General features: G+C 51.8%; 15 protein-coding genes. 4 read left to right on the forward strand and 11 right to left on the reverse strand.

Annotated features, from left to right (window positions below):
• Positions 1 to 83 precede the first annotated feature (83 nt).
• The 10 genes from AB4Z33_RS03985 to AB4Z33_RS04030 form a co-directional block, all read right to left on the reverse strand.
• Complete coding sequence (locus tag AB4Z33_RS03985) at positions 84 to 773, reverse strand: hypothetical protein (RefSeq protein WP_442048671.1); 690 nt, start codon at positions 771 to 773, stop codon at positions 84 to 86.
• A gap of 185 nt (positions 774 to 958) precedes the next feature.
• Positions 959 to 1,900: a 5'-nucleotidase gene (locus AB4Z33_RS03990; RefSeq protein WP_442048672.1), complete on the reverse strand. Its 942-nt coding sequence runs from the start codon at positions 1,898 to 1,900 to the stop codon at positions 959 to 961.
• Positions 1,901 to 2,102: 202 nt separating this feature from the next.
• A complete protein-coding gene (locus AB4Z33_RS03995; RefSeq protein WP_442048673.1) occupies positions 2,103 to 2,498 on the reverse strand; it encodes a hypothetical protein in 396 nt (131 codons plus the stop codon).
• Between the two features lie 73 nt (positions 2,499 to 2,571).
• Positions 2,572 to 3,432: a carbohydrate ABC transporter permease gene (locus tag AB4Z33_RS04000; RefSeq protein WP_442048789.1), complete on the reverse strand. Its 861-nt coding sequence runs from the start codon at positions 3,430 to 3,432 to the stop codon at positions 2,572 to 2,574.
• A 49-nt stretch (positions 3,433 to 3,481) separates the two neighbouring features.
• Positions 3,482 to 4,339, reverse strand: a complete 858-nt coding sequence (locus AB4Z33_RS04005) for an ABC transporter permease (protein ID WP_442048790.1) — start codon at positions 4,337 to 4,339, stop codon at positions 3,482 to 3,484.
• 196 nt (positions 4,340 to 4,535) lie between these two features.
• The gene (locus AB4Z33_RS04010; protein ID WP_442048674.1) at positions 4,536 to 6,167 is read right to left on the reverse strand and encodes an extracellular solute-binding protein; all 1,632 of its coding nucleotides are present in this window, start codon (positions 6,165 to 6,167) and stop codon (positions 4,536 to 4,538) included.
• A gap of 622 nt (positions 6,168 to 6,789) precedes the next feature.
• Positions 6,790 to 8,190 carry an ABC transporter substrate-binding protein gene (locus AB4Z33_RS04015; protein ID WP_442048675.1) on the reverse strand — a complete coding sequence of 467 codons (1,401 nt, stop codon included), beginning with the start codon at positions 8,188 to 8,190 and terminating at the stop codon, positions 6,790 to 6,792.
• Positions 8,187 to 10,031: a sensor histidine kinase gene (locus AB4Z33_RS04020; protein WP_442048676.1), complete on the reverse strand. Its 1,845-nt coding sequence runs from the start codon at positions 10,029 to 10,031 to the stop codon at positions 8,187 to 8,189. The genes AB4Z33_RS04015 and AB4Z33_RS04020 overlap by 4 nt, the downstream gene beginning before the upstream one ends.
• 20 nt (positions 10,032 to 10,051) lie before the next feature.
• A complete protein-coding gene (locus AB4Z33_RS04025) occupies positions 10,052 to 11,659 on the reverse strand; it encodes a response regulator transcription factor (protein WP_442048677.1) in 1,608 nt (535 codons plus the stop codon).
• A 108-nt stretch (positions 11,660 to 11,767) separates the two neighbouring features.
• Positions 11,768 to 12,430, reverse strand: a complete 663-nt coding sequence (locus AB4Z33_RS04030; RefSeq protein ID WP_442048678.1) for a lysoplasmalogenase — start codon at positions 12,428 to 12,430, stop codon at positions 11,768 to 11,770.
• A 160-nt stretch (positions 12,431 to 12,590) separates the two neighbouring features.
• Between AB4Z33_RS04030 and AB4Z33_RS04035 the strand changes: the two genes are divergently transcribed.
• Positions 12,591 to 13,547 carry a hypothetical protein gene (locus AB4Z33_RS04035; RefSeq protein ID WP_442048679.1) on the forward strand — a complete coding sequence of 319 codons (957 nt, stop codon included), beginning with the start codon at positions 12,591 to 12,593 and terminating at the stop codon, positions 13,545 to 13,547.
• A gap of 7 nt (positions 13,548 to 13,554) precedes the next feature.
• Positions 13,555 to 16,452, forward strand: a complete 2,898-nt coding sequence (gene uvrA, locus AB4Z33_RS04040; RefSeq protein WP_442048680.1) for an excinuclease ABC subunit UvrA — start codon at positions 13,555 to 13,557, stop codon at positions 16,450 to 16,452.
• A gap of 332 nt (positions 16,453 to 16,784) precedes the next feature.
• Here the strand turns inward: uvrA and AB4Z33_RS04045 are convergent, their stop codons facing one another.
• The gene (locus AB4Z33_RS04045; protein WP_442048681.1) at positions 16,785 to 19,247 is read right to left on the reverse strand and encodes a UTP--glucose-1-phosphate uridylyltransferase; all 2,463 of its coding nucleotides are present in this window, start codon (positions 19,245 to 19,247) and stop codon (positions 16,785 to 16,787) included.
• Between the two features lie 140 nt (positions 19,248 to 19,387).
• Here AB4Z33_RS04045 and AB4Z33_RS04050 point away from each other — a divergent pair, with 140 nt between their 5' ends.
• Both AB4Z33_RS04050 and AB4Z33_RS04055 read left to right on the forward strand, forming a co-directional pair.
• On the forward strand, positions 19,388 to 21,160 hold the full coding sequence (locus AB4Z33_RS04050) for an ABC transporter ATP-binding protein (protein WP_442048682.1): 1,773 nt from the start codon (positions 19,388 to 19,390) through the stop codon (positions 21,158 to 21,160).
• On the forward strand, positions 21,157 to 23,013 hold the full coding sequence (locus AB4Z33_RS04055; protein ID WP_442048683.1) for an ABC transporter ATP-binding protein: 1,857 nt from the start codon (positions 21,157 to 21,159) through the stop codon (positions 23,011 to 23,013). The genes AB4Z33_RS04050 and AB4Z33_RS04055 overlap by 4 nt, the downstream gene beginning before the upstream one ends.
• The last annotated feature ends 11 nt before the right edge of the window (positions 23,014 to 23,024 follow it).

Genomic DNA, 23,024 nt, shown 5'->3' on the forward strand with positions numbered 1-23,024 from the left:
TTACTCCTGCCGGACCGATGTTATGTTAAATGCCGGTGCGTGAATATGGTGTTAGATGACGGTGACTTGAGATACCTTCATATTCATGCATTTTGCTGTTCATTAAATACTTCCTTAGAATCTTCCCAAACCATTTCAAAATAACGGACATAATATTCGTAGATATCACCTCTACCATACTGTGTTATACGTGATTGTCTACCATGACTTGTAGCACTATATGGTGTTAAGAAAACATAATCATCAGTAATAATAATTTTTCCTATATGTGGTGCATCATAACCTTTCAATTCAATCGTTCCTTCATTATGATAATAAGATAAAAAGTGATATACCGTTTTTATTTGTTGCTTCAATAAATCTTTTCCAAAAGCATTATCTACTTGCGATAATTCATTTTCCCTATAAGCTATCCAGTCAACACCTCTTGGCGAATTAATGACATCCGGCAATAAAATTTGTATTTTCTTTTTTATTTTCGGGTTTATTTCTAGCAATGGAGAATAAAATACTCCCTGAAATTCATTTCCTCTCCCAGCAAGTATTCTTACAGTACTTGAGCGTTTCAATGACTCATGTATAGTTTTTTGTGCTGCATCTCCATCTTTAAATACATACTTAATTTCTATACTCAAGAAAGTTGATGCAATAGCAGTCAATGCTATTCTTGTTGTCTGGGAAAACCAAGAAGCAAATAGAAAAACCAATGTTGCAGAAATTAATGATCCTACAATACCAATGATTAAATTGACCAACATATTGATTCCATCCATTTCTATGATCTTTTTTATTTTTCATTTTCATATATCACGTTGTTGTGTTCACGATGTCTCACCAACATAAGGTACCTTCAGATATGATTAGTCAGTGCCGATGTGTCCGGCTGATTCCGTTTCCGCTAAACTGAAATGCCTCTCCGAATCCAACTCTATTCCTGCCGGAAATAAGGCAATTCTTTTTATGTTTCTGTTACAGACTTCTTTATTCTGGCTATTTGAGGAGCAGTAATAGCAATTTTCTTAATTGGTACTCTTGCAACTGGTACAAATTTTGATGCGGGTTCTAAGTGAGTATCTTGATCATCAAAAAAGATATGTGCGCCAAATGCTTGTAAAACTTCTGCCTTTGAAACTCCACCAAGAAAGAATGACTCATCTACTCTTACTTTCCAAGCCCTTAGTGTTCTTACCACTCTTTCATGTGCGGGTGAATTCCTTGCTGTTACTAAAGCTGTTCGAATTGGTGTTTTGTCCAACTTCGCATCGAATTGTAAGAATGAAATTGTCTTTAGCAGTTTTGCAAATGGTCCTTCAGGCAGTGACTGCCTTGCATTTTGTTTTTCATGCTTTAGAAATGCCTCTAATCCCTGTGTTTGATATATTTCTTCAGATTCTTCTGAAAACAAAACCGCATCACCATCAAATGCAATCTTGATTTCATCAATTTCTGACATATAAYCACTTTTTGAAGTATATATTAAGCCAGCTGCTATTCCTTGATTTATTGCTTCTTGAACATCTTCCTCTGATGCAGATAGAAATAAATCAACCTTAAAGGGTTTTAAGTATGGAACTATAGATCTTCCACTTGTAAAAACCGCTCGTGAAATATCTAAATGATGATGCTCAGMAGAAGCAAAAATTCTTAATCCAGTGTCAATATTATTCCGTGACATTATAACAACTTCTGCCTTTCTTTTTGAAACCACATTAAGCCTTAATATTGCTTGTACGATTGGAAACCCAGCACCAGGAGAGAGTATTTTCTCCTCGTTCTCCAGCTGGTACTTAATATAAGCATCTAAACCCTCACTATCGAATATTTTATTTTCATGTGAAAGATCAAATAGCGCTCTTGAAGAAATTGCAATAACTAGATATTTTTCTAAATCATACGACATAGTTTTTCTCCTATTCTTGTTATGATGACTTTCCTATAACGTCCTTTGTCTGATCAAAATCCTTTGTACCGTGCCTCGTCTCAATACATATAGTTCCAAAGTCTACTAGTTCTAGTATACCATTTTTGAAATTGTTGGAAATAAAAAAGAAGCTGCAAGGACTATAACTAGCCCTTGCAGCCTCTACTAATCCTCCACTTCATTACATCTCGAACAACACCTCAACCACTTCAACAACTTTGTCATCCGTTTCATAATACTTTCCATTAATGAAGTTAGGCGTGAAGCTCATTGTCTTCTTGTCGCCCTCGAACAACGAGACGGAATAGAGGAATCTGTCCTTCTTGCTCTGATCGATTGATACCGTCAATTCGATATTCTGTATTGACTTCAACCAGCTCTGCACTTGTTCAGCAGCCTCATAAGTGTGCTTCTCTCCAGTAGACCCGTTTGTCATTTCCATCCGATCTACTCGCTCGATCTCTCCGGGATACAGCTGACCTAAACTAATAGGCTCATTGATATCAGCTGCAGCCGAGCAGCCTGATCCAACTGCCGCAATCATCAGCATCAGCGCAATCATTAACATTTGTCGCAACTTCCCACCCCCTATCTACAGCTTAGCAAAGTATTACTTACTAAACGTCAAACAGGGGACAATGTTTCCAAAATTACCCCTTCACCGAACCAATCATGACGCCTTGCTCAAAGTACTTCTGGATGAACGGATAGACGAACAGGATCGGCAGCGTCGACACGATAATCACGCCGTATTTGATCTGGTCCGCATACTTCTGCGCATAACCTCCCGATGCTCCGCCAGCGCCAGCCCCACCCGAGAATACTTGGTTAGATAGCAAGATGTCCCGAAGTACGATCTGAAGCGGCTGCAGCGTGTTGCTTCTGACGTAAATGAGCGCCGTGAAGAAATCATTCCAATGCGCCACCAAATAATAGAGTCCGATGACGGAGATGACCGCCTTGGAGAGAGGTAGCGCCACCTTCATGAAGAAGCCGAAGTGCGAGCAGCCATCCATCGCCGCCGCCTCGTACAGCTCCTTCGGAATAGAGCTCTCGAAGAACGTACGCGTAATGATCAGATTGTACACGTTGACGCAGAACGGGAAGATGAATACCCACATCGTATTCGTCATATGCAGGCCTTTCATTAGCAAGTAAGTCGGAATCAGTCCCCCGCTGAAAAACATCGTAATAACGAATACGAGCATCAGCACTCGCCGTGCGCGGAACTCCTTCCGCGACAACACATAGGCCGCAGGCAGGGTGAACAATAAGTTTACGAATGTGCCTAGCGTCGTATACAAAATCGTATTTTTGTACCCTGTCCATACTCGCGAATCGCCCATAATCTCGTTATAGCCGAACATGCTGAACCCCTTCGGAAATAACGTGACCTTACCCGTTGCCACAAGTGTGGAGTCGCTGACAGAAGCGATGATGACGAAGTACAGCGGATACGCGACGATCAGGAAAACAAAGAGGCCTAACACGATGACGGCGGCATCGAACATTTTATCGCCTAAGCCGAACTTGCGCGTGAATCCCATAGCGATGCCCCCATTACCATAAGCTTATATTCGCGACTCGCCGCGAGATCGCATTGGCAGCGAATAAGAAGATAAAGTTAATTAGTGTATTAAACAAACCGATGGCCGAGGAGTAACTGATCTGGTTCGAAATAATACCTATCTTGTAGACGTACGTTGCGATAACTTCCGATACCGGCAGGTTGAGCGCATTTTGCATCAGAAACACTTTCTCGAATCCCGTACCCAGAACGCTGCCCATGCTCAGCACGAGCAAAATAATAATCGTCGGCAGGATAGCCGGCAGATCGATATGGCGAATCGTTTGCCATCTGTTCGCGCCGTCAATCTTCGAGGAATCGTATAATTGCGGATCGACTGTCGATAACGCGGCCAAATATATAATGCTGTTCCAGCCGCAATGCTGCCAAATGTCGGACAAGACGTAGACAGGCACGAACGTATTCGTTGAGGCAAGAACGTTCGTCTCCCCCATCCCCGGCGAGGACAGCAGGTGGCCGATAATGCCCGAATTAGGCGAGAGCAGCACGTTCATCAGACCGACCATAACGACGATTGATATAAAATGAGGCAAATAAACGGTCGTCTGCAGCGTCTTCTTCGCCCGCTTCCATTTGACCTGATTAATGAGCAGCGCGAGTAATATAGGCGCCGGAAAACCGAGCACGATCGTAGCTAAGCTGATAATAATCGTGTTTTTCATCAAGTCGGCAAACATATAGCTGTCTATGAATTGTTTGAAGTAGAACAGTCCCCGAAATTCGCCGCCCGTAAGCCCCTTCGTAAAATCATAATCGCGGAAGGCCAGCTGAATGCCGTACATCGGAATGTAGTTGAAGAGGATAATGACGACGATAGCCGGCAGTATCATGAGCCATAGCTGATAGTCCCGAACGAACTCCAGGACGATCGACGGCTTCCTTCCGAGGCCGTTGCTTACGTTTTTGCGAGTCAGTACTTTCGTTTGAGCGGCCATCATTCCCTACTCCCCTTAACGCCTGAACCGAATGCCCCGACCGTCGCTATAAAAAGATCGGAACGAAGCATTCGGCGACGCCATCGTTTGATTACTTGCTCATGTACTCGTCGTAGTACTTCTGCATAATTTTAAGATTATCTGCAAGTCCGGTTTTCTTCACGTTGCTCAGGTAAGCATCCCACTCGGACTCGATACCGCCAGCCGTAATCCATTGCGCCCACTTAGCGAGTGCCAAGTTCATCAGATTCGTATTGTTAATGCCAAGCGTGCTGTTGTCCGCCGTGCTGTACTTGATGAACATGCTCGGCAATACGTCGTTCTCCTTGTCGACGGCGTCAAGCGCGGCTTGCAGCGGTTCGGTCTGCTTGCCAACGGATTGCATGTCGGTGCCAAGAGTCAGGTTAAGGGAATCGGAAATGTACATCGGACCGTTATCGGCCCATGAGGACGTCCATTTCCAAGTGCCCGGATCCATGGCCGCATCGGCAGGAGGCAGGATCGCGTAGCTGCCGTCGCCCTTGTCTTCAATATTCGTGCCGAGCGAGCCGAACAATACTTGCATACTCACCTTCGGATCATACAACTCATTGATGAATTTCATCGCTGCCTCTTTGTTCTTCGTGCTAGCCGACATCGTAACCATGTTCGTGCCATAGTTGAGCGCGTTGAAGTCATAGTCCCATGAGACTTGTTCCGTTTGATTCGCTGTTGCCTTAAGCGGCGACATGAACGAATACTGCGGAGCAAGCGTATTGCCGACGCGGTCCGTGATTTCCCAGCCCCATGTGAAGCCGACCGCCGCCGTATCGCCATTACCGCGAGCTACGGATTGGTACTTCGTATAGTCTTGCGTGAATGCTTCTTTGCTAATCAGCCCCGCGCTGTACAGCTTGTTCAGGAATGTCACAACCTGCTTATAGCGGTCGTCGACGAGGAAGTTCTTCACTTTGCCGTCCTCGACGAAGTACCCGAAGCCGCTCGCGTCCGTCAGCGTAATGCCTAGACTTCCGAGCAGCACCGTCGGCATGAAGAAACCGAAGGCTACCGTTCCCGTTGGCGCGAAGTCCATCGGAATCTCATCGTTCGGATCGCCGTTGCCGTTCGCGTCCTTCTCCTTGAAGGCAAGCAGAACGTCGTACAGCTCATCCCACGTCGTCGGCATTTGCAGACCGAGATTATCGAGCCACTTTTGGTTAATGAATTGTCTCGTTGCCGTTCCCGGCCAGAACCGCTGATACTTCGGAAGACCGTAGATTTTGCCGTCGAGCTGCGTTGCGATAACCTTCGTTTCCGGCTTCTCGGAGAACATCGTCTGCACGTTCGGCGCGTTTTTCTCCACGAGCTCCGTCAGATCCTGGAACAAGCCCGGGAACTGTGCGAAGTCCGCATCGGTAATCGCGTTCGGACCGACGATGAGATCGGGAACATCGCCGCTCGCTAGCAGCGCGCCTTTCTTCTGATCCCAGTCCGCCGTAACCTCCTGCCATTCGATGTCGACGCCAGCTCTTTCTTCAGCCTCTTGGAGCCATTTCATCTTCGATAGTTCCTGCGTAAGCGGATGCTTCGTAATGATCGCTGTCAGCTTCACTTTGCTGCCGGAAGCTCCGTCCGCGCCTGCATTCGTGCCTGTGTTATTATCTGTATTGTTCGAACTGCACCCCGCTATTATTGTCGTCGCTATGAGAGAAAAGCTAAGCAAACCTGCAATTGCTTTTTTCATTAAAGTTCCTCCAGTTTTTCGGTTATAGGACCGCCTTCAGAAACGTGTCGTCACGCTGCAGCGAATGACAACCTTAGATTAGCAAACGCTTTCATTTACAACAATTCGGAAAATCATTGGATTAGGAGCTTTTTATTGGGTTCGGTTTCAGGAAGAGACAGGGACGGTGCTGGATGGAGCGGCACATAAGTTGGATAGTGTAGTTTGGGGAAACTATTTACGGGGAAAGTGATTGAACGCTTCATTTAGTTCGATTTCAGGACTCTACTGGGGCGGTTTTGGCATGATGAAGGAAAATACCTTGATTAGTTCGACGATATGCCGTTACACGCACAATTCGGCTGAACTTCCCGAATTAGTTCGACGAAATGCCGCTAATGTGCTTGGTGGGATGTTTGGAGGCAACTCTAGCTCTAATACAAAAACAATGAGGCAAACCTCACTTGCCATGAACCTAAGTTCACGAGCAGTGAGGTTTGCCTCATATCTTGCACGATCATGCCGAAATCGGCCACAAATAGTGAGGTTCTCCTCACTATTTAGTGAGCTCCCTCATAACGCAGAAGCAGCAGTTCCCTCCCCAACCTCCGATTTCCGATCCCACTATTCCATCTCCTCCCGTTCACGGATATGTCCCCTTAAACTCGGCGCTAATCTTCGGCATGATGCTCTCGAATGCTTCTTTGGCGCTTTTTTTGCCAAGAAAAATTTGATCCAGCGCGGGGTTTAATATAGCATTGATCTTCTCAATATTTTTCACATAGTAATCGTACGAGTTGACTCCGTTCTCCAGCGTCTGCCGCATGACGGCATCCTCATACCCTTCGGCATGGCCGGGAGTGACGGTCGCCCACTTGTCGATCAGCTCCTGCTTCGTATAATAATCCTTCGCGATCGGCATCCATAAGCCGCTTGCATGCATATCGAGGGCGCTTTCCGCGTCGAGCAGCCATTTGTAGAACAACCACGCCTCCTTCGGGTGCTTCGTCGATTGGGACATCACGACTGGTTCGCCGAATTGCACCGTCACGCTCTTCTTCAGCATCGGCAGCACGCCGACGCCGTAGTCGATCCCCGTTGCCGCAAGATCGAGCTGCACCCACTGGCCGTTCATATCCATCGCCACCTTCTTGCTCTGAAGCGCGATATCCGGCGTAGGCAGGCTTTTCTCCTGAATCGGGGACGGTGCTACATGATGGACGTAGATTAGATCCGCCAACCGCTGCACGGCCTCGATCACAGCTGGTTCATCGAGATTAAGACCGCTTCCATCCTCCTTGATGACGCTCGCCTCGTTGGACGGCACGAACAAATGCCATGCCCATGCGTTGAACCGCACGCCGTATTGCTTAATCTCACCCGGGTTGAAGCTTGGCGACAACGCATTGTTGCCGTCCTCGTCAAGCGTCAGCCGCTTGGCATAATKAACGAATTCGTCCCATGTCCATGCATCCGCCGCACGCGAAGGGGGCAGCTCTACGCCTGCTTCTTCGAACATTTGCTTATTGTAGTAGAGCGCGAACGATTCTTCCGTCGCCTTAATTCCCGTAACCTTGCCCGAAGCCCAGTACATGATTGCATTGGGGATTAACATATCTTCATTAATATCCTCGTCTTGCCCCAGAAACTCGTTCAGATTGTATATTTTCCCTTGTTCCGCCCATTGCAGCGCCGTGTGCTTGTACAGCACGAATACATCAGGAGCTTTGTTCGCGGCATACAGCGTCGTTAACCGCTTCACATAATCGCCCGGCACGAACAAATAATTGACCGTGATCCACGGGTACTTCTCCATAAACTTTGCGACGATCCGCTCCTGCACCTGCTTCTCGTTCGGCGATCCCCAAGACGCATACGTCAGGGTGACCCTTTCATGGCCGTCGAACGTGAACGGGTCGTTGCCTGCACCCGAATCCCCATCAGATGTGCCGCCGTTTCCGCCTTCCACGAAGCTGCAGCCCGACGCCCCAAGCATGGCGCAAATCATAAGCAACCATACGAATCTGAATCTCATMGTCTTCATCTCCGTTGTCCCCCCGTCCGCGAACCCATACGAATAACGACTCTGGTGCCTTTCCCTGCAAGAGAGTAGATGTCGATCCCCTGACTGTTCCCGTACAACAGCTTAATGCGCTTCTCTACATTGGGCATGCCCGTAGATCCGCTCTCGCCGGACTTCATCCGATCCATGGCATCTTTGCCAAAGCCAGCCCCGTTATCCTCCACGGAGAACATCACTTGATCGTCCTCGTACCAGCCTTTGACGGCAATGACACCGCCTTCCTCAATCTCCGCGAATCCGTGAATAATGGCGTTCTCGACGAACGGCTGCAGGAACAGCTTCGGCACCATCATCTCCTGCAAACTCTCATCCACCTCGAAGCTTACCTGGAACTGATTCTGGAATCGGCTCGCCATGATGAAAATATATTTCTCCAGCCAATCGAGGTCCGTTCGCAGCGGCCATGTCTCGTTTTTGTTACGCGTAGACGTTTGCAGCATCTCGGCCAAGTTGCGCATGATAGTGCTGATCTCCTCTTGCCCGTTCTCGACCGCTATCCAATACATCGTCGTCAGCGTGTTGTATAGAAAATGAGGATTAAGCTGCAGGTTGAGCGCCATCAACTCCGCTTCCTTTTCCCTAAGCCTTGAAGCATAGTTTTCCTCGATTAATGTCTGAATTCTTCCGTTCATATGATTGAACATCCGGGTCAGCTGACCGAGTTCATCGCGCCCCTTCTCGGGAATGCGAATATCGAAGTTGCCTCGCTCAACCATCTTCATCGCTTTTTTGATCCGAATGATCGGCTTCGTAATGAAGATCGACATCAGGTAAGCAAGCAGCGCCGATACAAGCAGCATAACCGCAAGGAACAGAACCGATACCGATTGCAGAGACTTTAGCCCGTACAGCGCGTCCTCGACCGGAATTTCGACGAAGGACATCCAGCCCGTGCTCTCCATCTTGTCGAAGTTAATGAGCATTTCCTTGCCGTCGATCACTTTCTCGAAGCTGCCGTCCCCGAGCCTGTATGCCTCCTCGAGCCACGGCGGCGCTTCACGGCTTGTCTCCTGCTCATGCACCGAATGAACGATCACGTCGCCCTTCGGGCTCACGATGCCGTAGGATAGATTGCGGTATTCATTCTTGCCCGCATAATCCGCGAACAGCTTGCCGAAGTCGTCCGTCGTAAAATTAATCATCAGCACCGGCCGCTCGATCCCCGGCGGGAGCGTATGGAAAATGCCTTCCTCGTCGATATAGGTGAGGTTGAGTTCCTTAACGGCAGATATGAGATGGCTGTACTCGAAGGAAACGGTCTCCATATGCCGGTCCTTGAACGTCTTGGCGAAGTCGTACGTCGGAATCCAGGCGAGATCGCCCTGAGCCCGCTCGGCGAGCAGATCCAGCTCCGAATTGAAGAAGCCCGCGGACGGCACGTACATCCTCGCTCCGTTCCCGAACGTATAGTCCCGCGTTACGATGAAGGTAGCATAGATGTCGTCATTGCCCCCGAAATATTGGAACAGCAGTTCCGTCAGGCGGCGGTCGGCCTTCAATAACGATTCGTTATCCGACATTTTCAGTCCGATCATGATCTGATAGAGCTCGCTATCGACAGGCAAGACGTCGCTCTTGCCCCGTATCGCCTCCAGCTTCTCGTCCAGCAGCTGGTTGTTGTTCAACACGACGTTGCCCAGACTGCTCCTCACGTTCATAAGCATGTTGCTGGCGCTGATCTGGTAGTACGTGAATCCTAGAATAAGAATAATGATGCTGACAAGCAAAAAATAAGAAACGATCAGCTTAATGCGGAACTTGGCATTGGCGACCAGAGCTGCAAGCTTTCGAATCAAGAGCATAGGCTGACCTCATTTGCGGGTTAAGTAGTGGCGAACATTCTGCGGAACTCCTCCGGCGAGTAGAGGAACGTTTTTTTGAATACTTTGTTGAAATATTTGATGTCCTTGTAACCGACCTGCTTGGCTATATCAGCCACTCGCTTATCCGATTCTAGCAGCAGGGAGCGCGCTTTCTGCATACGCAGCTTTACAAGGAAATCGGTGAACGAAATGCTGAAGTGATTTTTGAACAGGATGCTGAAATAAGAAGCGTTGTAAAAAAAATGCTGGGCGACGACCTCGAGTCCGAGATCCTCATGCAGATTGTCCTCGATATATTCGCGGCACTTCTGCATAATCAGCTCGCTTCGCGAGCCCCTGTCCTTCTTCATCTGATTAACGATGTCGCCGAGCAAGCTGGACGCCGTCGCCTTCGTTGCTGTAAGCGAATCCGTCGCAAGCAATTGCTCTTCGATCTCGCGGCCAAGCGAGGCATAATGGCGATCGTCCATAATCGTCTCAGCCTGCTTCAAGCAGGAGAGCAGCAATTGAATCGCATTGCATTTCATGCGGAACGGTGAAGGTCTGGAAGCCGCCAGCTTATCCAATATCGCCATGCACTCTTGAATCGTTTGCTCGACCTGACCTCCGGCTACCGCCTGCTCCAGCCGGCCGTTTTCCTTCACGCTGATGCTGCCCGTCGGGCAGCTTCCGATCTCGGCGCGCAGCTGCTCCGCGGACACCCATCTGCCATCGCGAAAATAATACAAATATTCAAGCGCCATCGCCGCGCTCTCGTAACAGCCCTTCACATCCATTTCAAGCTGGTGCGTTTCATGGCCGATACCCGCGCCGATCGATTTATCATGCACAGTCTCCAATCCTGCAAGAGCCTGCTGAAGCTGCTTCAGCCCATCCGCGGCTTGCGCGCCCGTCTTCCACTGGACAAGGATATACAGCTTGTTTCGCTCATGCTCGGGCGCTAGCATATACGTCATGGCCCATTTGCCAAGCGCCTGTGCTGCCGCCCGCTTCAGGATGCTCCGCCACTCCAGGCTTCCTTCCGAAGCCTGCGTGCAATGCGACTCCAAGATCAACACCGTTCCATGTCCTCGGATGTCGAAGTGCTGGTCGATCTCCTTTTTTTCCGCTGTCTCCAGCTCGCCCGTCATCCATTTGAATRGCAGATGCTCCAGATAGATCGGCTTTGTATGAGCCAGCTCCTCCGTCAACTGCCGCGTCTCCGCGATGGCCGAACTCTCTTGGAGGAGCTGATTCTCCAGCTCCAGCAATACGCCGTCAAGATTTTCCGCGCTCACGGGCTTCACCAAATAATCTTTTGCCCCAAGCCGGATCGCCTTCCGGGCATAATCGAATTCATGGTATACGCTTACAAAAACGATTTTAGGTTCTTTCGGGCATGACTTGCCCAGCTCTGCGGCGAATTCAAGGCCGTTCATAATCGGCATCTGAATATCGGTAAAGACGATGTCGAGCTGTCTGCCTTTCGCGTACTCGAGCGCTTCCTTGCCGTTCTTCGCTTCGCCGACTCTGTAGTCGGGACGCAAGGAGCGAAGCATGGCCGCAAGCCCGCGCCTCTGCCTAGGCTCGTCATCGACGATCAACACTTCCATCTTATCCGAAGGCATACGCATCCCCCTTTAATAGAATCCGATAAGGCTAGTACCTTCATTGTAAGTTGTCCGGCATCCTTTGAGAACGGCACATTCGGTGAAAATAATTGGAAAAGAGTATTATTATTTGCTTCTGAACACATTCGCAATGCTGCCTGCCAGAAGCAGTTGGGCCGTGAAGTACGACGCCATAATGAGAATGCCGGACATCGTTACTTCACCAATGAACTTATTCCAGGCCAAGATCGAGTCCGACGCGACAAAAAATAGCGAGCCAATCGCCGCATGCATGTTACGCGATAGAATGGCAACCACGAACATCGTGCCGATGACGAGAACGTAGACGAGCACCGGAATCCACAAGCCGCTTTGGGAGCTGTCCGCCATGATGCTCTCGTGCAGCTTCATGATCATAAATACTAAGTAGGCAGCAATAGGCAAGCCAGCAAGCAAGCCGAGAAGCGAATAACGCACACGCGGCAGCAGGGCCACAATATAGAACAAATGACCAATCAAGAAAGAGCCAAGCCCGAACATGAACGAAGTATCGCCTGACACCAAGAGGAACGCGTCGCCTGCAATGCCGAAGACGAGCCCAATCACAATGAGCGTTTTGTAAGCGCGAGCCGACTTTCCCTCAGGCGGGGAAGTGACCGCGAGCGCGATAATAAGCAGCATCGGAGTCAGCTTCAATACCCAGTGCAGCGGCGTGCTGTCGACCGACAGCGTTGCCAAGTGAATCAATCCAATTACGATAATGAGTGCTATGAGCCATTTGCGAGCCATAGATCATTTATACCTCCCAGAAATGTGTTGTATTGAAAAACAGGATTTCCATTTCTTGCAACGAATTCAAGAAACGAGCAAATCGCTATTTTGGAAAAAAAGTCTTATTTAAATGATAGCATTCCAGGTGCAGCGGCATCTATAGGATGGAGGTAATTATATGAACCAATACACACAAGCGGACGCCATGACTGCCGTCTTCCGCGCAGCATTGCAAACCTTCGTCGACAAAGCGAAACAAGACGACCAAGTGATCGCCGTCATCTTGCTTGGCAGCCTATCCTACGATCAGGTATGGGAGAAATCGGACATCGACCTGAAGCTGATCGTGCACGATCAGAAGCTGAAATACGGCTATCGGACCTTCGTCGAGATCGATGTGCCGATCAACGCAAGCATTACGACGAGGAACGACTTCAAGCGCGATATGGAACGCACCGTCCAAGGCTCGTTCGGTCATTCGATGCTCGTGCGCAGCACGCTGCTGTTCACGAAGGACTCGTCCATCGAATCGTATTTCGAGCAGATTCGTTATGTAGGCGAACGCGACCGACAGCTTCGGCTGCTGCAGCTTAGCTGCTTCTCCCTCGCGCTGCTGGCGAAGGCCGAGAAGTGGCAATACGTGAAGCGCGACTTCACGTACAGCGCCTTTTGGATCATCAAGATGGTCGATACGCTGTCCCAGATCGAGGTACTGTTGAATGGCGATATTCCGATGCGCGAATGCGTGCAGCAGGCGCTGACGTACAACCCGGATTTTTTTCGGACGGTGTATTCGGAGCTCGTTGCGGCCAATGCCCACGAGGAGAAAGTGAACGATGCGCTTAAGAGCATTAACGTGTATTTGAGCGAGCGAGCCGAACGGCTATTCGCTCCCGTGCTTGCCTACTTGAAGGAGGAAGCCGACGTTCGTACCGCAATCGACATCATGCACAAGTTCAAACCGGTCATCGATCTCGATACGGGAGCGATTACGACGGGCTGTGACTGGCTGGCCGAACAGGGCTTGATCGCTAAGCTGGAATCAGACACGAAGGCGACTCCTGCTAGCCGGGTGAGCTTAAGCGAACCTGCCTATTTATTCGAAAATATGGACGAACCGCAATGGGGGATGTGATCGACGTATGAAGCAATTTATTGAAGTACGCGGAGCAAGGCAGAACAATTTGCAAAATATCGATGTTAACATTCCGCGCGACAAGCTGACGGTCATTACAGGTGTCAGCGGCTCCGGCAAGTCGTCGCTCGCGTTCGAAGTCATTTACGGCGAAGGACAACGGCGATTCCTCGAATCGCTGTCCACCTTCGCGAAGAGCCGAATGAATCAGCTTAAGAAACCGGATGTCGACTTCGTCTTCGGTCTATCTCCCGTCATTGCGATCGAGCAGAAAAAAGGGATCGTCAATCCGCGTTCGACAGTCGGTACGATGACCGACATCTACGACTTCCTGCGGCTGCTGTTCGCCTCGGCAAGCGATGCGGGCTGTCCGTTCTGCGATCATAAAGTTCCGGCTCGGACGCCCGGCCAAATGATCGATCGTATCCAGCAGCTGCCGATGGGCACGGAGCTGGAGGTGCTCGCGCCGATCTACAAAATTTACGGCGAGAACTATGAAACGACGTTCGACGAAATTCGCTCCAAAGGCTTCCGTACGGTTATCATCGATGGCTCGCGGTTCAGCTTGGGCGACCCGATTGCTCTAGACGAGGAAATCGAGCATCAGATCGAGGTCGTGATCGATAAAGTGGTCGTACAGTCAAACGTGTTCAAGCTGCTCACCAAAACGATCGAGAACAGCTTGAAGCTCGTGGGCGAAGGCTTCATCCGCTTCGAGATTACCGGCGTTCCTGAAGGCAAGCAAGTGAATACCGATGACTTCTACCGAGGCTTCGCCTGCCCGGAGCATCATCTGACGCTCGGCGAGCTGCAGCCGAACTACTTCTCCTTCAACGACCCGGACAGCGCCTGCCGCACCTGCGGCGGCATCGGAACGTTCATGCGCGCGGAAGCGAAGTTTCTGGTGAAGAACGCCGACAAAAGCATCAACAAAGGCGCGCTCGATCCGAAGATGCTCGGAACGAACAATACGACCTGGAACTGGGCGATGCTGAACAGCTTGGCGAAGCATTACGGCTTCAGCCTCGATACCCCGCTCAGGGAGCTGCCCGATTGGGCGCACAGCCTTATTTTCTACGGGTCGCGCGGAGAGAAATTCCCGTTCACGCCCGGTGATGAAATCAGCAAAACGCAAGCCCGCCATATCGGCAAGCCGATGAGCTACGGCGGACTCGTCCATATGATCAACTGGTGGTATAAGCTGTACCTGAAGCGCAAGGCAGTGAGTCCTGCTGAAGAAGAATTTTACAAGCGCGTCATGATCGAGCACACATGCCCGGACTGCGAAGGACGCAAGCTGAAGCCGCAGCGCTTCCATGTCAAAGTCGGCGGCGCGGATATACATGAGCTATGCCAAAAGTCGCTTCAAGAGCTGCATTCCTTCCTCGACGGGCTGACGTTCAAGGAAGAAACCGCAGTCATCGGCCGTCAGATTACGGCCGAGATTCAGTCGCGGCTCGTGCTGCTGCTCGATATTGGACTCGACTATCTGAGTCTTGGCAGACGCTCGGACTCGATCTCCGGCGGCGAAGCGCAGCGTATTCGCTTGTCGACGCAGATCAGCTCGGGTCTTATGGGCATGCTCTACGTGCTGGATGAGCCGAGCATCGGCCTTCATGCCCGCGACAGCATGCGCATCATCGATACGCTGAAGAAGCTGCGCGATATCGGCAATACGATCATCGTCGTCGAGCATGACATCGACACGATCTGCAGCGCCGACCATATTATCGAGGTCGGGCCTGGACCGGGCCGGCGCGGAGGCCGTATTATCGCCGAAGGCAAGGTCGAGCAGCTTCGCGCCGAGGCGAACTCCATTACGGGCGCATTCCTGACTGGCGCCCGAAGAATCGAGGTCCCTGCCCAGCGCAGACAGCCGCAAGGGATGAAGCTTACCATCCGCGGCGCGCGGGCGAATAATCTCCGGAACATTACCGTCGATATTCCGCTCGGCGTTATGGTGTGCATTACCGGCGTATCGGGCTCGGGCAAAAGTACGCTCATTAACGAAGTCATGTGCAAGCAGCTCTATGCAACCTTCCATGACGCCCGCATCGTGCCGGGCGAGCATGACGCGCTGGAAGGACATGAGCAGCTTAGCGGCATTATCACGATCGACCAATCGCCGATCGGCCGCAGCTCCCGCTCCAATCCGGCCACTTACGTCGGCTTCTTCGACCGCATTCGCGAGATGTATGCCGAGGCGGCAAGCGCGGAAGGCAGTCCGCTCACGAAGCATGACTTCAGCTTCAATCAGAAGAACGGCGGCCGCTGCGAGCATTGCCAAGGCGAAGGAACGGTCACGACGCAGCTGCAGTTCATGCCCGACGTCGAAGCGGTATGTCCGGTATGCAAGGGCGCCCGCTTCAACGAAAGCGTGCTCGATGTACGCATTAAGGAGAAGAACATCGCGGAGGTGCTCGATATGAGCATCGAGGATGCCGTTGCCTTCTTCGACGATCAGCCTTATATCGCGCGCAAGCTGGCGGTGCTGAACGATCTTGGTCTTGGCTATTTGCAGATCGGCCAATCATCGGCTACCTTGTCCGGCGGCGAAGCTCAGCGTATCAAGCTCGCCACCGAGCTGAGCAAGGTGAAGCGCGGCTCGCATAACCTGTACGTGCTCGACGAGCCGACAACGGGCCTCCACCTGCGCGACATTCAGCGGCTCATCGACTGCCTGAACCAGCTCGTGGATGCCGGCCACACCGTCGTTATCATCGAGCATCATCTCGATATGATCAAGATTGCCGACCATATTATCGATATGGGGCCGGACGGCGGACATAAAGGCGGTACGGTCGTCGCCTCCGGTACGCCGGAAGAGGTTGCGGCCAGCAGCGACTCCTTAACGGGCCGCTACTTGCGCGAGATGCTTGCCCCTCAGCATACTTATGCGCGTTAGGGTGCTAATCTTAATCTAGTAACCAAAGAAATCCGTCCTTTTCCAAGTAACCTCACTAGGTTTGCTTGGATCGGGTCGGATTTCTTTTTTAGGAAGCGTTATTCATCCTATTCTTACAATCTTGCTAATTCGGCATCTAATAGGATGGATTCTTCTGCTTATTCTGCATGAAGCATCTCTCTTGGAGCTTCTGACACCTCATAAGTTCAGCAATAGGCTGAGTATCCATCTTATCCTTTCTACTTTTACTAGACTGGCTGCTGTAAGATGGATTTCACCGCTTATTATTAACACTGCTCGCGGCTGCTTCTGCCGCTGACTCAGTAGCTCTACTATATGAACTGCTTCGCCCCGCCGCTCCCCTTCCTGATCTTAAGCGTGTCGAACAGCCTGCCTTCGATATCGATTGCTCGAAGATCCAGGCAGTCGCCTGCCGCCGTCACCTGTACAAAATGCGGTACGGCGAGCGACTGCGACGTATGCCATTCCCGCTTCGGGAGCTGCCAGCTCGGCATGGCGCCCGCTCCTCCGGCCACGACATAGACAATCCCGTTGTCGAAATCCAGCTTCCCTTCCCGCAGCGGATGGCTTCGCTCGTACACGATCGTATGCGAGCTGAATACGACATCGACGCCGTACTTCTCCATGACCGGCGCGAGCTTCCGCAACGCCTCCACCTCATAACCTCCCGATACGAAAGGCGAGTAATGGATGAACACGATCCGCCATTTCAAAGCCTTATTCTCTGCAGCTGCCTGCAAATCACGCTCCAAAAAATCGTATTGCGCATGGCCGGGGCCAATCGATCCATCACCATCCGGATAAAAGTCATCCTTAATGAAATCGGTGCTGTCCAGCGCTATGAAATGGGCATCTCCATAGTTGAAAGAGTAATAATTGCCCGGATGCGGATAAGCGGAATAATCGTAAAACCACGAGCTTTGATACTCATGATTGCCTAAGCAGCTATAGAACGGTGTCGCTGCAAGCAATTCCTTTCCCGGCCCGAACAAGTACGTATGCCAGTCCTCCTGCCTGCGTCCATCGTCCACCATATCGCCGACGAATAGAGCAAAGTCGGGCCGATACTTGCTCATTTGACTGAACAGCGACCTATTAATATCTCCACCGCTCTGGTCAAAATAATGATAACCTCCCGTCTCGCTCGTCACGACGAACGAGAAAGGAACGCCGCCCGGCGCAGCTATGCGGAACGGATGCGGCCCTTCCTCCACGCTCCTCCCCTCGGCACTATCCGCATACGCCTTATAGAAATAAGTCGTTCCCGGCGTCAAACCATCCACGGTAAGCCGCTGAATCCGTCGATGCGATCCTTCTTCGCTATGCACGGTCATCATAGGGTGATCATGGAGCACGTAATTGCCCCGCTCCCCGCTATGAATCCGATTCGCTGCATAGATCTCAAGCTTTCCGCTCGCCGGCTGCGACGTCTCCCACATCATCGTCATGCCGCGCTCGGTCGGCCATTGCAAATAAGGGCCGTTCACGAACGTCAGCTCCGAAGCCAAGGAGCTGGCACCACGCTGCGCCTCCACCGCCGCCTGTGCCCGAAGAACGAGCTCTCTCGCGCTCGCCGGGCTATCCTCGCCCTCTTTGTTTTTGACAGGCGCGAACTCCCCTTCCCTCCCTGCCTTCAACACCGTCATTCCGTCCGACATCGGGAAGAAATCGAATATAAACCGCTCCAGCTTATAAGCGTTAGGCTCGGTTGGCTCCACATAACGCCCTTCCGCATCGACATAGTCGATTTTCTTCTTCGCGACATGGTAGGGAAGGTCGGTATCGGCATGCTTCTCTATGAAATCTAGCCGGAACAAATGAATTGAAATGTTGCCTAAATGATACGTAAGACTGCCGTCCAGCTCTCGCGATTCGAGCATGGCTTGCGGAACTTCGGTATACTCGACGACCGCAGGTCTGCCATTCCTCATGCATAGAATGCCGATCTTCTCGTCGGGATTCGTCCTCTCCACAACTTTGGTCGCGATCGGATGCCCACCGGCAACCACTACCCCGATGAAAGCCGGATCAGCGATCTGGATAAGCGCGTTATCGACGTTATAATAAAACACCCATTGAATGCCCCGCCGCTTCATATCTTCAAGCGCCCCCGAGCTTCGCAGGGAAGAGAAGCATTCTCCGTTGCCGCTCGGCGCGAAGTTCAGCTCAGACTCCGACGAGAACAGCAGCTTGCCGCTGTAATCAACCGCCGGCATCGTGTGCTGCTGGAAGAAGCAGCAATCCTGCTTCGGATAACCAAAAAATCCCGCTTCTTCGAAAAAAGCTCTCGTCTCCGCATCATTATCGGGACTTGTCATGATATACCAGGGAATAGTGACGCCTGTCCTGCGCGAGAGTTCCGCCAGCCGATCCGCTTGCAGCTCGAACAGCGACTTGCCTGAGGGCAGCCCGATGTCGATTGTTCCTTTTGGACCGTCATGGCCTAACCTGCTGCCATGTCCGCCCGCTACGACGAGAGCGGCTATTTTGCCATTCTGTAATTGCTCCAAGCCTAGCTGTATATAGTCATCGCGCTCCGCTTCGCCAAAGCTGTCCCATTCTTTATAGGCGATTGGAGCAATCATTCCCATGTCATCGTTATCGGAAGCGCGATGCTGGTTCACTATTTTTTTCAACCGATCCAAATCCGCGCGAAGCACTTGCTCGCACAATCGCTCACGCTTCGGCGTATCCAAACTTTTCATGACATGAAGCACATGCTCCTGCTTATGCTGGATAAGCACAGCCTCCGCCTGCTGCAACAAATGATCCATTTTATCACCTCTTCGGCATCGTTCCGCTAGGGTATGTAGATTAAACTTTATATTTAACTTTTACCTTGCGCCTTCCATTGGTCTCCCCCTACTATTAGAACATATATTGGATGAATTTGTCTTCTTTGGAGGAAATCACGTTGAACATACCTATCAAACAATATTGGCGCTTGCTCAGCTCCTACTTGCGGCATGAACGCGGTAAGCTGGCAGCACTCGCGCTATTGCTTATAGCCGGAATCGGCCTGCAGCTCTGGAATCCCCAAATTATGCGCCAATTCATCGACGACGCGACGAAGCCGGGCGTCTCGCTCGGCAGCCTCATCGGCGGCGCGGTCCTATTCATCGTGCTTGCTCTTCTCTATCAGCTCGTTACTGTCTGCTCCGGATACGTGGGCGAACAGGTCGGCTGGACGGCGACGAACGCGCTGCGGGGCGATCTTGCTAAGCATTGCCTTCATCTCGACCAGTCGTTCCATAAGGAAAGAACGAGCGGCGAAATGATTCAGCGGATAGACGGCGACGTGAACGAGCTGTCCAACTTTTTCTCCAGCTTCGTATTTTCTTTATCTGCCAATGTACTGCTCATATCAGGCGTGCTAGTCATGATGTTCCTTGAAGATTGGATACTTGGGCTGGGCATGACGCTCTTCGTCATAGCCGCCGTTATCGTGCTGCAGCGAATCCGTTCCTCGTTCTCGTCCGCTTGGGTCAAGTCGAGCGAGGCCTATGCCGAAATGTACGGTTTCCTTGGCGAGCATATGGCAGGCACCGAGGACACCCGCGCGAACGGCGCAAGCTCTTTCGTCATGCGCCGCTTTCACGGCATTTTGCGCAAGCTGCTTCCAATCCATATGAAAGCAAGCTTCGGCGGCTACACGATGTGGGTATCGACCATTTTCGTATTCGCGCTTAGCCGTTCCCTTGCCCTTATTTACTGCGGTTATTTGTGGGCTACCGATGCCATGAYGCTCGGAACGATTTATTTGGTGTTCACTTATACGGAGCTACTAAACCATCCGTTGGAGCAAATCCGGACGCAAATTCAGGATCTGCAGCGTGCGGACGCCAGCATTGTTAGGGTCAGCCAGTTGTTCGCGACGAAGTCTGCACTCGTGGAAAAGCACTCGCCATCGCAGATGGCAGACGGCGCGCTGGCCGTTAAGTTCGAGGACGTCAGCTTCAACTACAGAGGGCAAGACAGCAGCGAGACCAGCGCTGCATCCGTGCTGCGCAATGTCAGCTTCGAGCTTGCTCCAGGCCGAGTGCTCGGCCTGTTAGGGAGAACGGGAAGCGGCAAAAGCACGCTTGCCCGCCTGCTTGTACGATTCTACGACGCAACGGAAGGCACTGTGCGCATCGGCGGCGAGGACGTCAGAGAAGTAGCCCTGTCTCAGCTCCGCGGCAAGATCGCCATGGTCTCGCAAAATATTCAATTATTCCAAGCGACTGTCCGCGACAATCTCACTTTATATGACTCTTCCATCCCGGATGCTCGCCTCATCGAGGTGTTGACCGATCTAGGCTTAGCTTCATGGCTGGCATCCCTTGAGAACGGGCTCGATACGACGCTCGCTTCGGGCGGCAGCGGTCTCTCGGCCGGAGAAGCGCAGCTGCTTGCGTTCGCCCGCGCATTTCTAGCCGATCCAAGCCTCGTCATTCTGGATGAAGCTTCATCCAGGCTTGATCCCGCGACGGAATCGCATATGGAAAGAGCCATCGATAAGCTGCTCGCCGGACGAACGGCCATCATTATCGCCCACCGGCTCGCAACGATAAAGCGCGCTGACGACATCCTCATCCTGGATGCGGGAACGGTTGTTGAAGCCGGATCGCGTACCGAGCTCGCGGCAGACAACAGCTCGCGCCTCTATCAACTATTAAGAACGGGGACCGAGGAGGTGCTTGCATGAACATGAATAGAAGTATGAAAAAGAACGGCAACAACATCCAACCTTCGACGCTGCAGTCGATGTGGCGGCTCATTCGCTATCGCCCGGTTCTCTATACGGCAAACGCGGTTTTATGGATTGGCGTTCACTTATTCCCGCTATTTCCGGGGTTAATTATACAGCAGTTTTTCGATAAACTGACCGGCCAGTCTACATGGACCTTGAGCGCTTATGGCTTGGCAGCGCTGTTGATGGCCATATCCGTCGCCCGGATCGTCAATATATACGGCGGCGCTTGGACCGATTCGCTCCATCGCTTCCATATGGGGGCACTGCTCCGCACGAATATGCTGCGCCAGATTTTGAAGCAACCGGCAGCAGCGGCGATTCCCGGTTCGCCGGGCGAGGCGCTCTCCCAATTCCGCGACGACGCCGGGCAAGCCGAGGATGCCATTAGCTGGACGCTTGATCTCATCGGCAAAATCGTCTTTGCAGCAGCCGCTATTGTCCTTCTGCTCCGTGTCGATGCCATGATTACCTGCTACGTCTTCCTTCCGATCATTCTTATCGTCTCGGTCACTCAGATCGCAACGAAACGGGTGCAGGCTTACCGCGCGGAAAGCCGCGAGGCGACGAGCAGGGTATCGGGACATGTCGGCGAAATGTTCGGCTCCGTGCAGGCGATTCAGCTCGCGGGAGCAGAAGAGCGATTCATCGAACGTTTCCGCGACCTGAACCTGAAACGCAGGCAAGCTGCATTGAAAGACCGGCTGTTCAGCTCCTTGCTCGCTTCCGTCTTCTCCAACATCGTCAATGTTGGAACAGGACTCATCCTTCTGCTTGGAGCAGCTTCGTTACAGCGCTCCGAGCTGACGGTCGGCGACTTCGCCTTATTCATCTATTACTTGGCGTTCGTAACGGACTTTACGTCGTTCTTCGGCAACTTCCTGTCGCACCTGCAGCAGACAGGCGTATCGTTCAAACGAATGTACGCATTGCTGCAAGGCGCTTCTTCCGACTCACTGACGGAGCATCGTCCCCTGCTCTTAGGGGGGGAATGGTCGGAAGAGTCCGCCGTGCCAATCGACATTGCTAATGGTCGAATAGACGGCGATGCTCCATTCCAGTCATTAACGGTAAGCCATGTTAGCTACCGCTACCCGGATTCCGGCAGAGGCATCGACGACATTAGCTTGGAGCTGCGACGAGGCGGCATTACCGTCATTACAGGGCGCATCGGCTCTGGCAAAACAACGCTGCTCCGCTCCATACTCGGACTTCTGCCGCTTGAGGCTGGCGACATTCGCTGGAACGGACATATCGTCACGGATCCCGCTTCCTTCTTCGTTCCGCCGCGAAGCGCCTATACGTCGCAGGTTCCGAATCTGTTCAGCGAGACGCTGCTCACTAATATATTACTTGGATTGCCCGCCGCGAACGAGAATAAACGCGAGCGCGCTATCCATACGGCCGTGCTCGATCAGGATATTCCAAGCCTGGAGCACGGGCTAGACACCATGATCGGCCAACGAGGCGTGAAGCTGTCCGGCGGTCAAGCGCAGCGCACGGCAGCGGCCCGCATGTTCATCCGCGAGCCGGTGCTGCTCGTCTTCGACGACCTGTCGAGCGCGCTCGATGTGGCGACCGAGCAGCTGTTATGGGGGCGCGTTGCCCATACGCCGCATGCGGCCTGCCTCATCGTCTCCCACCGAAGAGCCGCACTTCAGCGCGCCGACCATATTATCGTCCTTAAGGACGGCAGCGTCGAGGCGGAAGGAACTTTGTCCGAGCTGCTCGCACACTCGCAGGAGATGCGCCTGTTATGGAATCAAGAACAAGAGCAAGAACATGAAGAAGCAGCCCATTCTCGCTGAGACCAGGCTGC

The sequence above is a fragment of the Paenibacillus sp. 2TAB19 genome, from assembly GCF_052115185.1.
In the GTDB taxonomy this organism is placed as follows: Bacteria; Bacillota; Bacilli; order Paenibacillales; family Paenibacillaceae; genus Pristimantibacillus.

Coding starts and splice junctions, on each gene's coding strand:
- AB4Z33_RS03985 (WP_442048671.1), bottom strand. CDS start 773: ATGGATGGAATCAATATGTTGGTCAATTTAATCATTGGTATTGTAGGA.
- AB4Z33_RS04000 (WP_442048789.1), bottom strand. CDS start 3,432: ATGTTCGATGCCGCCGTCATCGTGTTAGGCCTCTTTGTTTTCCTGATC.
- AB4Z33_RS04005 (WP_442048790.1), bottom strand. CDS start 4,339: ATGATACTGCCGGCTATCGTCGTCATTATCCTCTTCAACTACATTCCG.
- AB4Z33_RS04010 (WP_442048674.1), bottom strand. CDS start 6,167: ATGAAAAAAGCAATTGCAGGTTTGCTTAGCTTTTCTCTCATAGCGACG.
- AB4Z33_RS04020 (WP_442048676.1), bottom strand. CDS start 10,031: ATGCTCTTGATTCGAAAGCTTGCAGCTCTGGTCGCCAATGCCAAGTTC.
- AB4Z33_RS04030 (WP_442048678.1), bottom strand. CDS start 12,430: ATGGCTCGCAAATGGCTCATAGCACTCATTATCGTAATTGGATTGATT.
- AB4Z33_RS04035 (WP_442048679.1), top strand. CDS start 12,591: ATGAACCAATACACACAAGCGGACGCCATGACTGCCGTCTTCCGCGCA.
- uvrA (WP_442048680.1), top strand. CDS start 13,555: ATGAAGCAATTTATTGAAGTACGCGGAGCAAGGCAGAACAATTTGCAA.
- AB4Z33_RS04045 (WP_442048681.1), bottom strand. CDS start 19,247: ATGGATCATTTGTTGCAGCAGGCGGAGGCTGTGCTTATCCAGCATAAG.
- AB4Z33_RS04055 (WP_442048683.1), top strand. CDS start 21,157: ATGAACATGAATAGAAGTATGAAAAAGAACGGCAACAACATCCAACCT.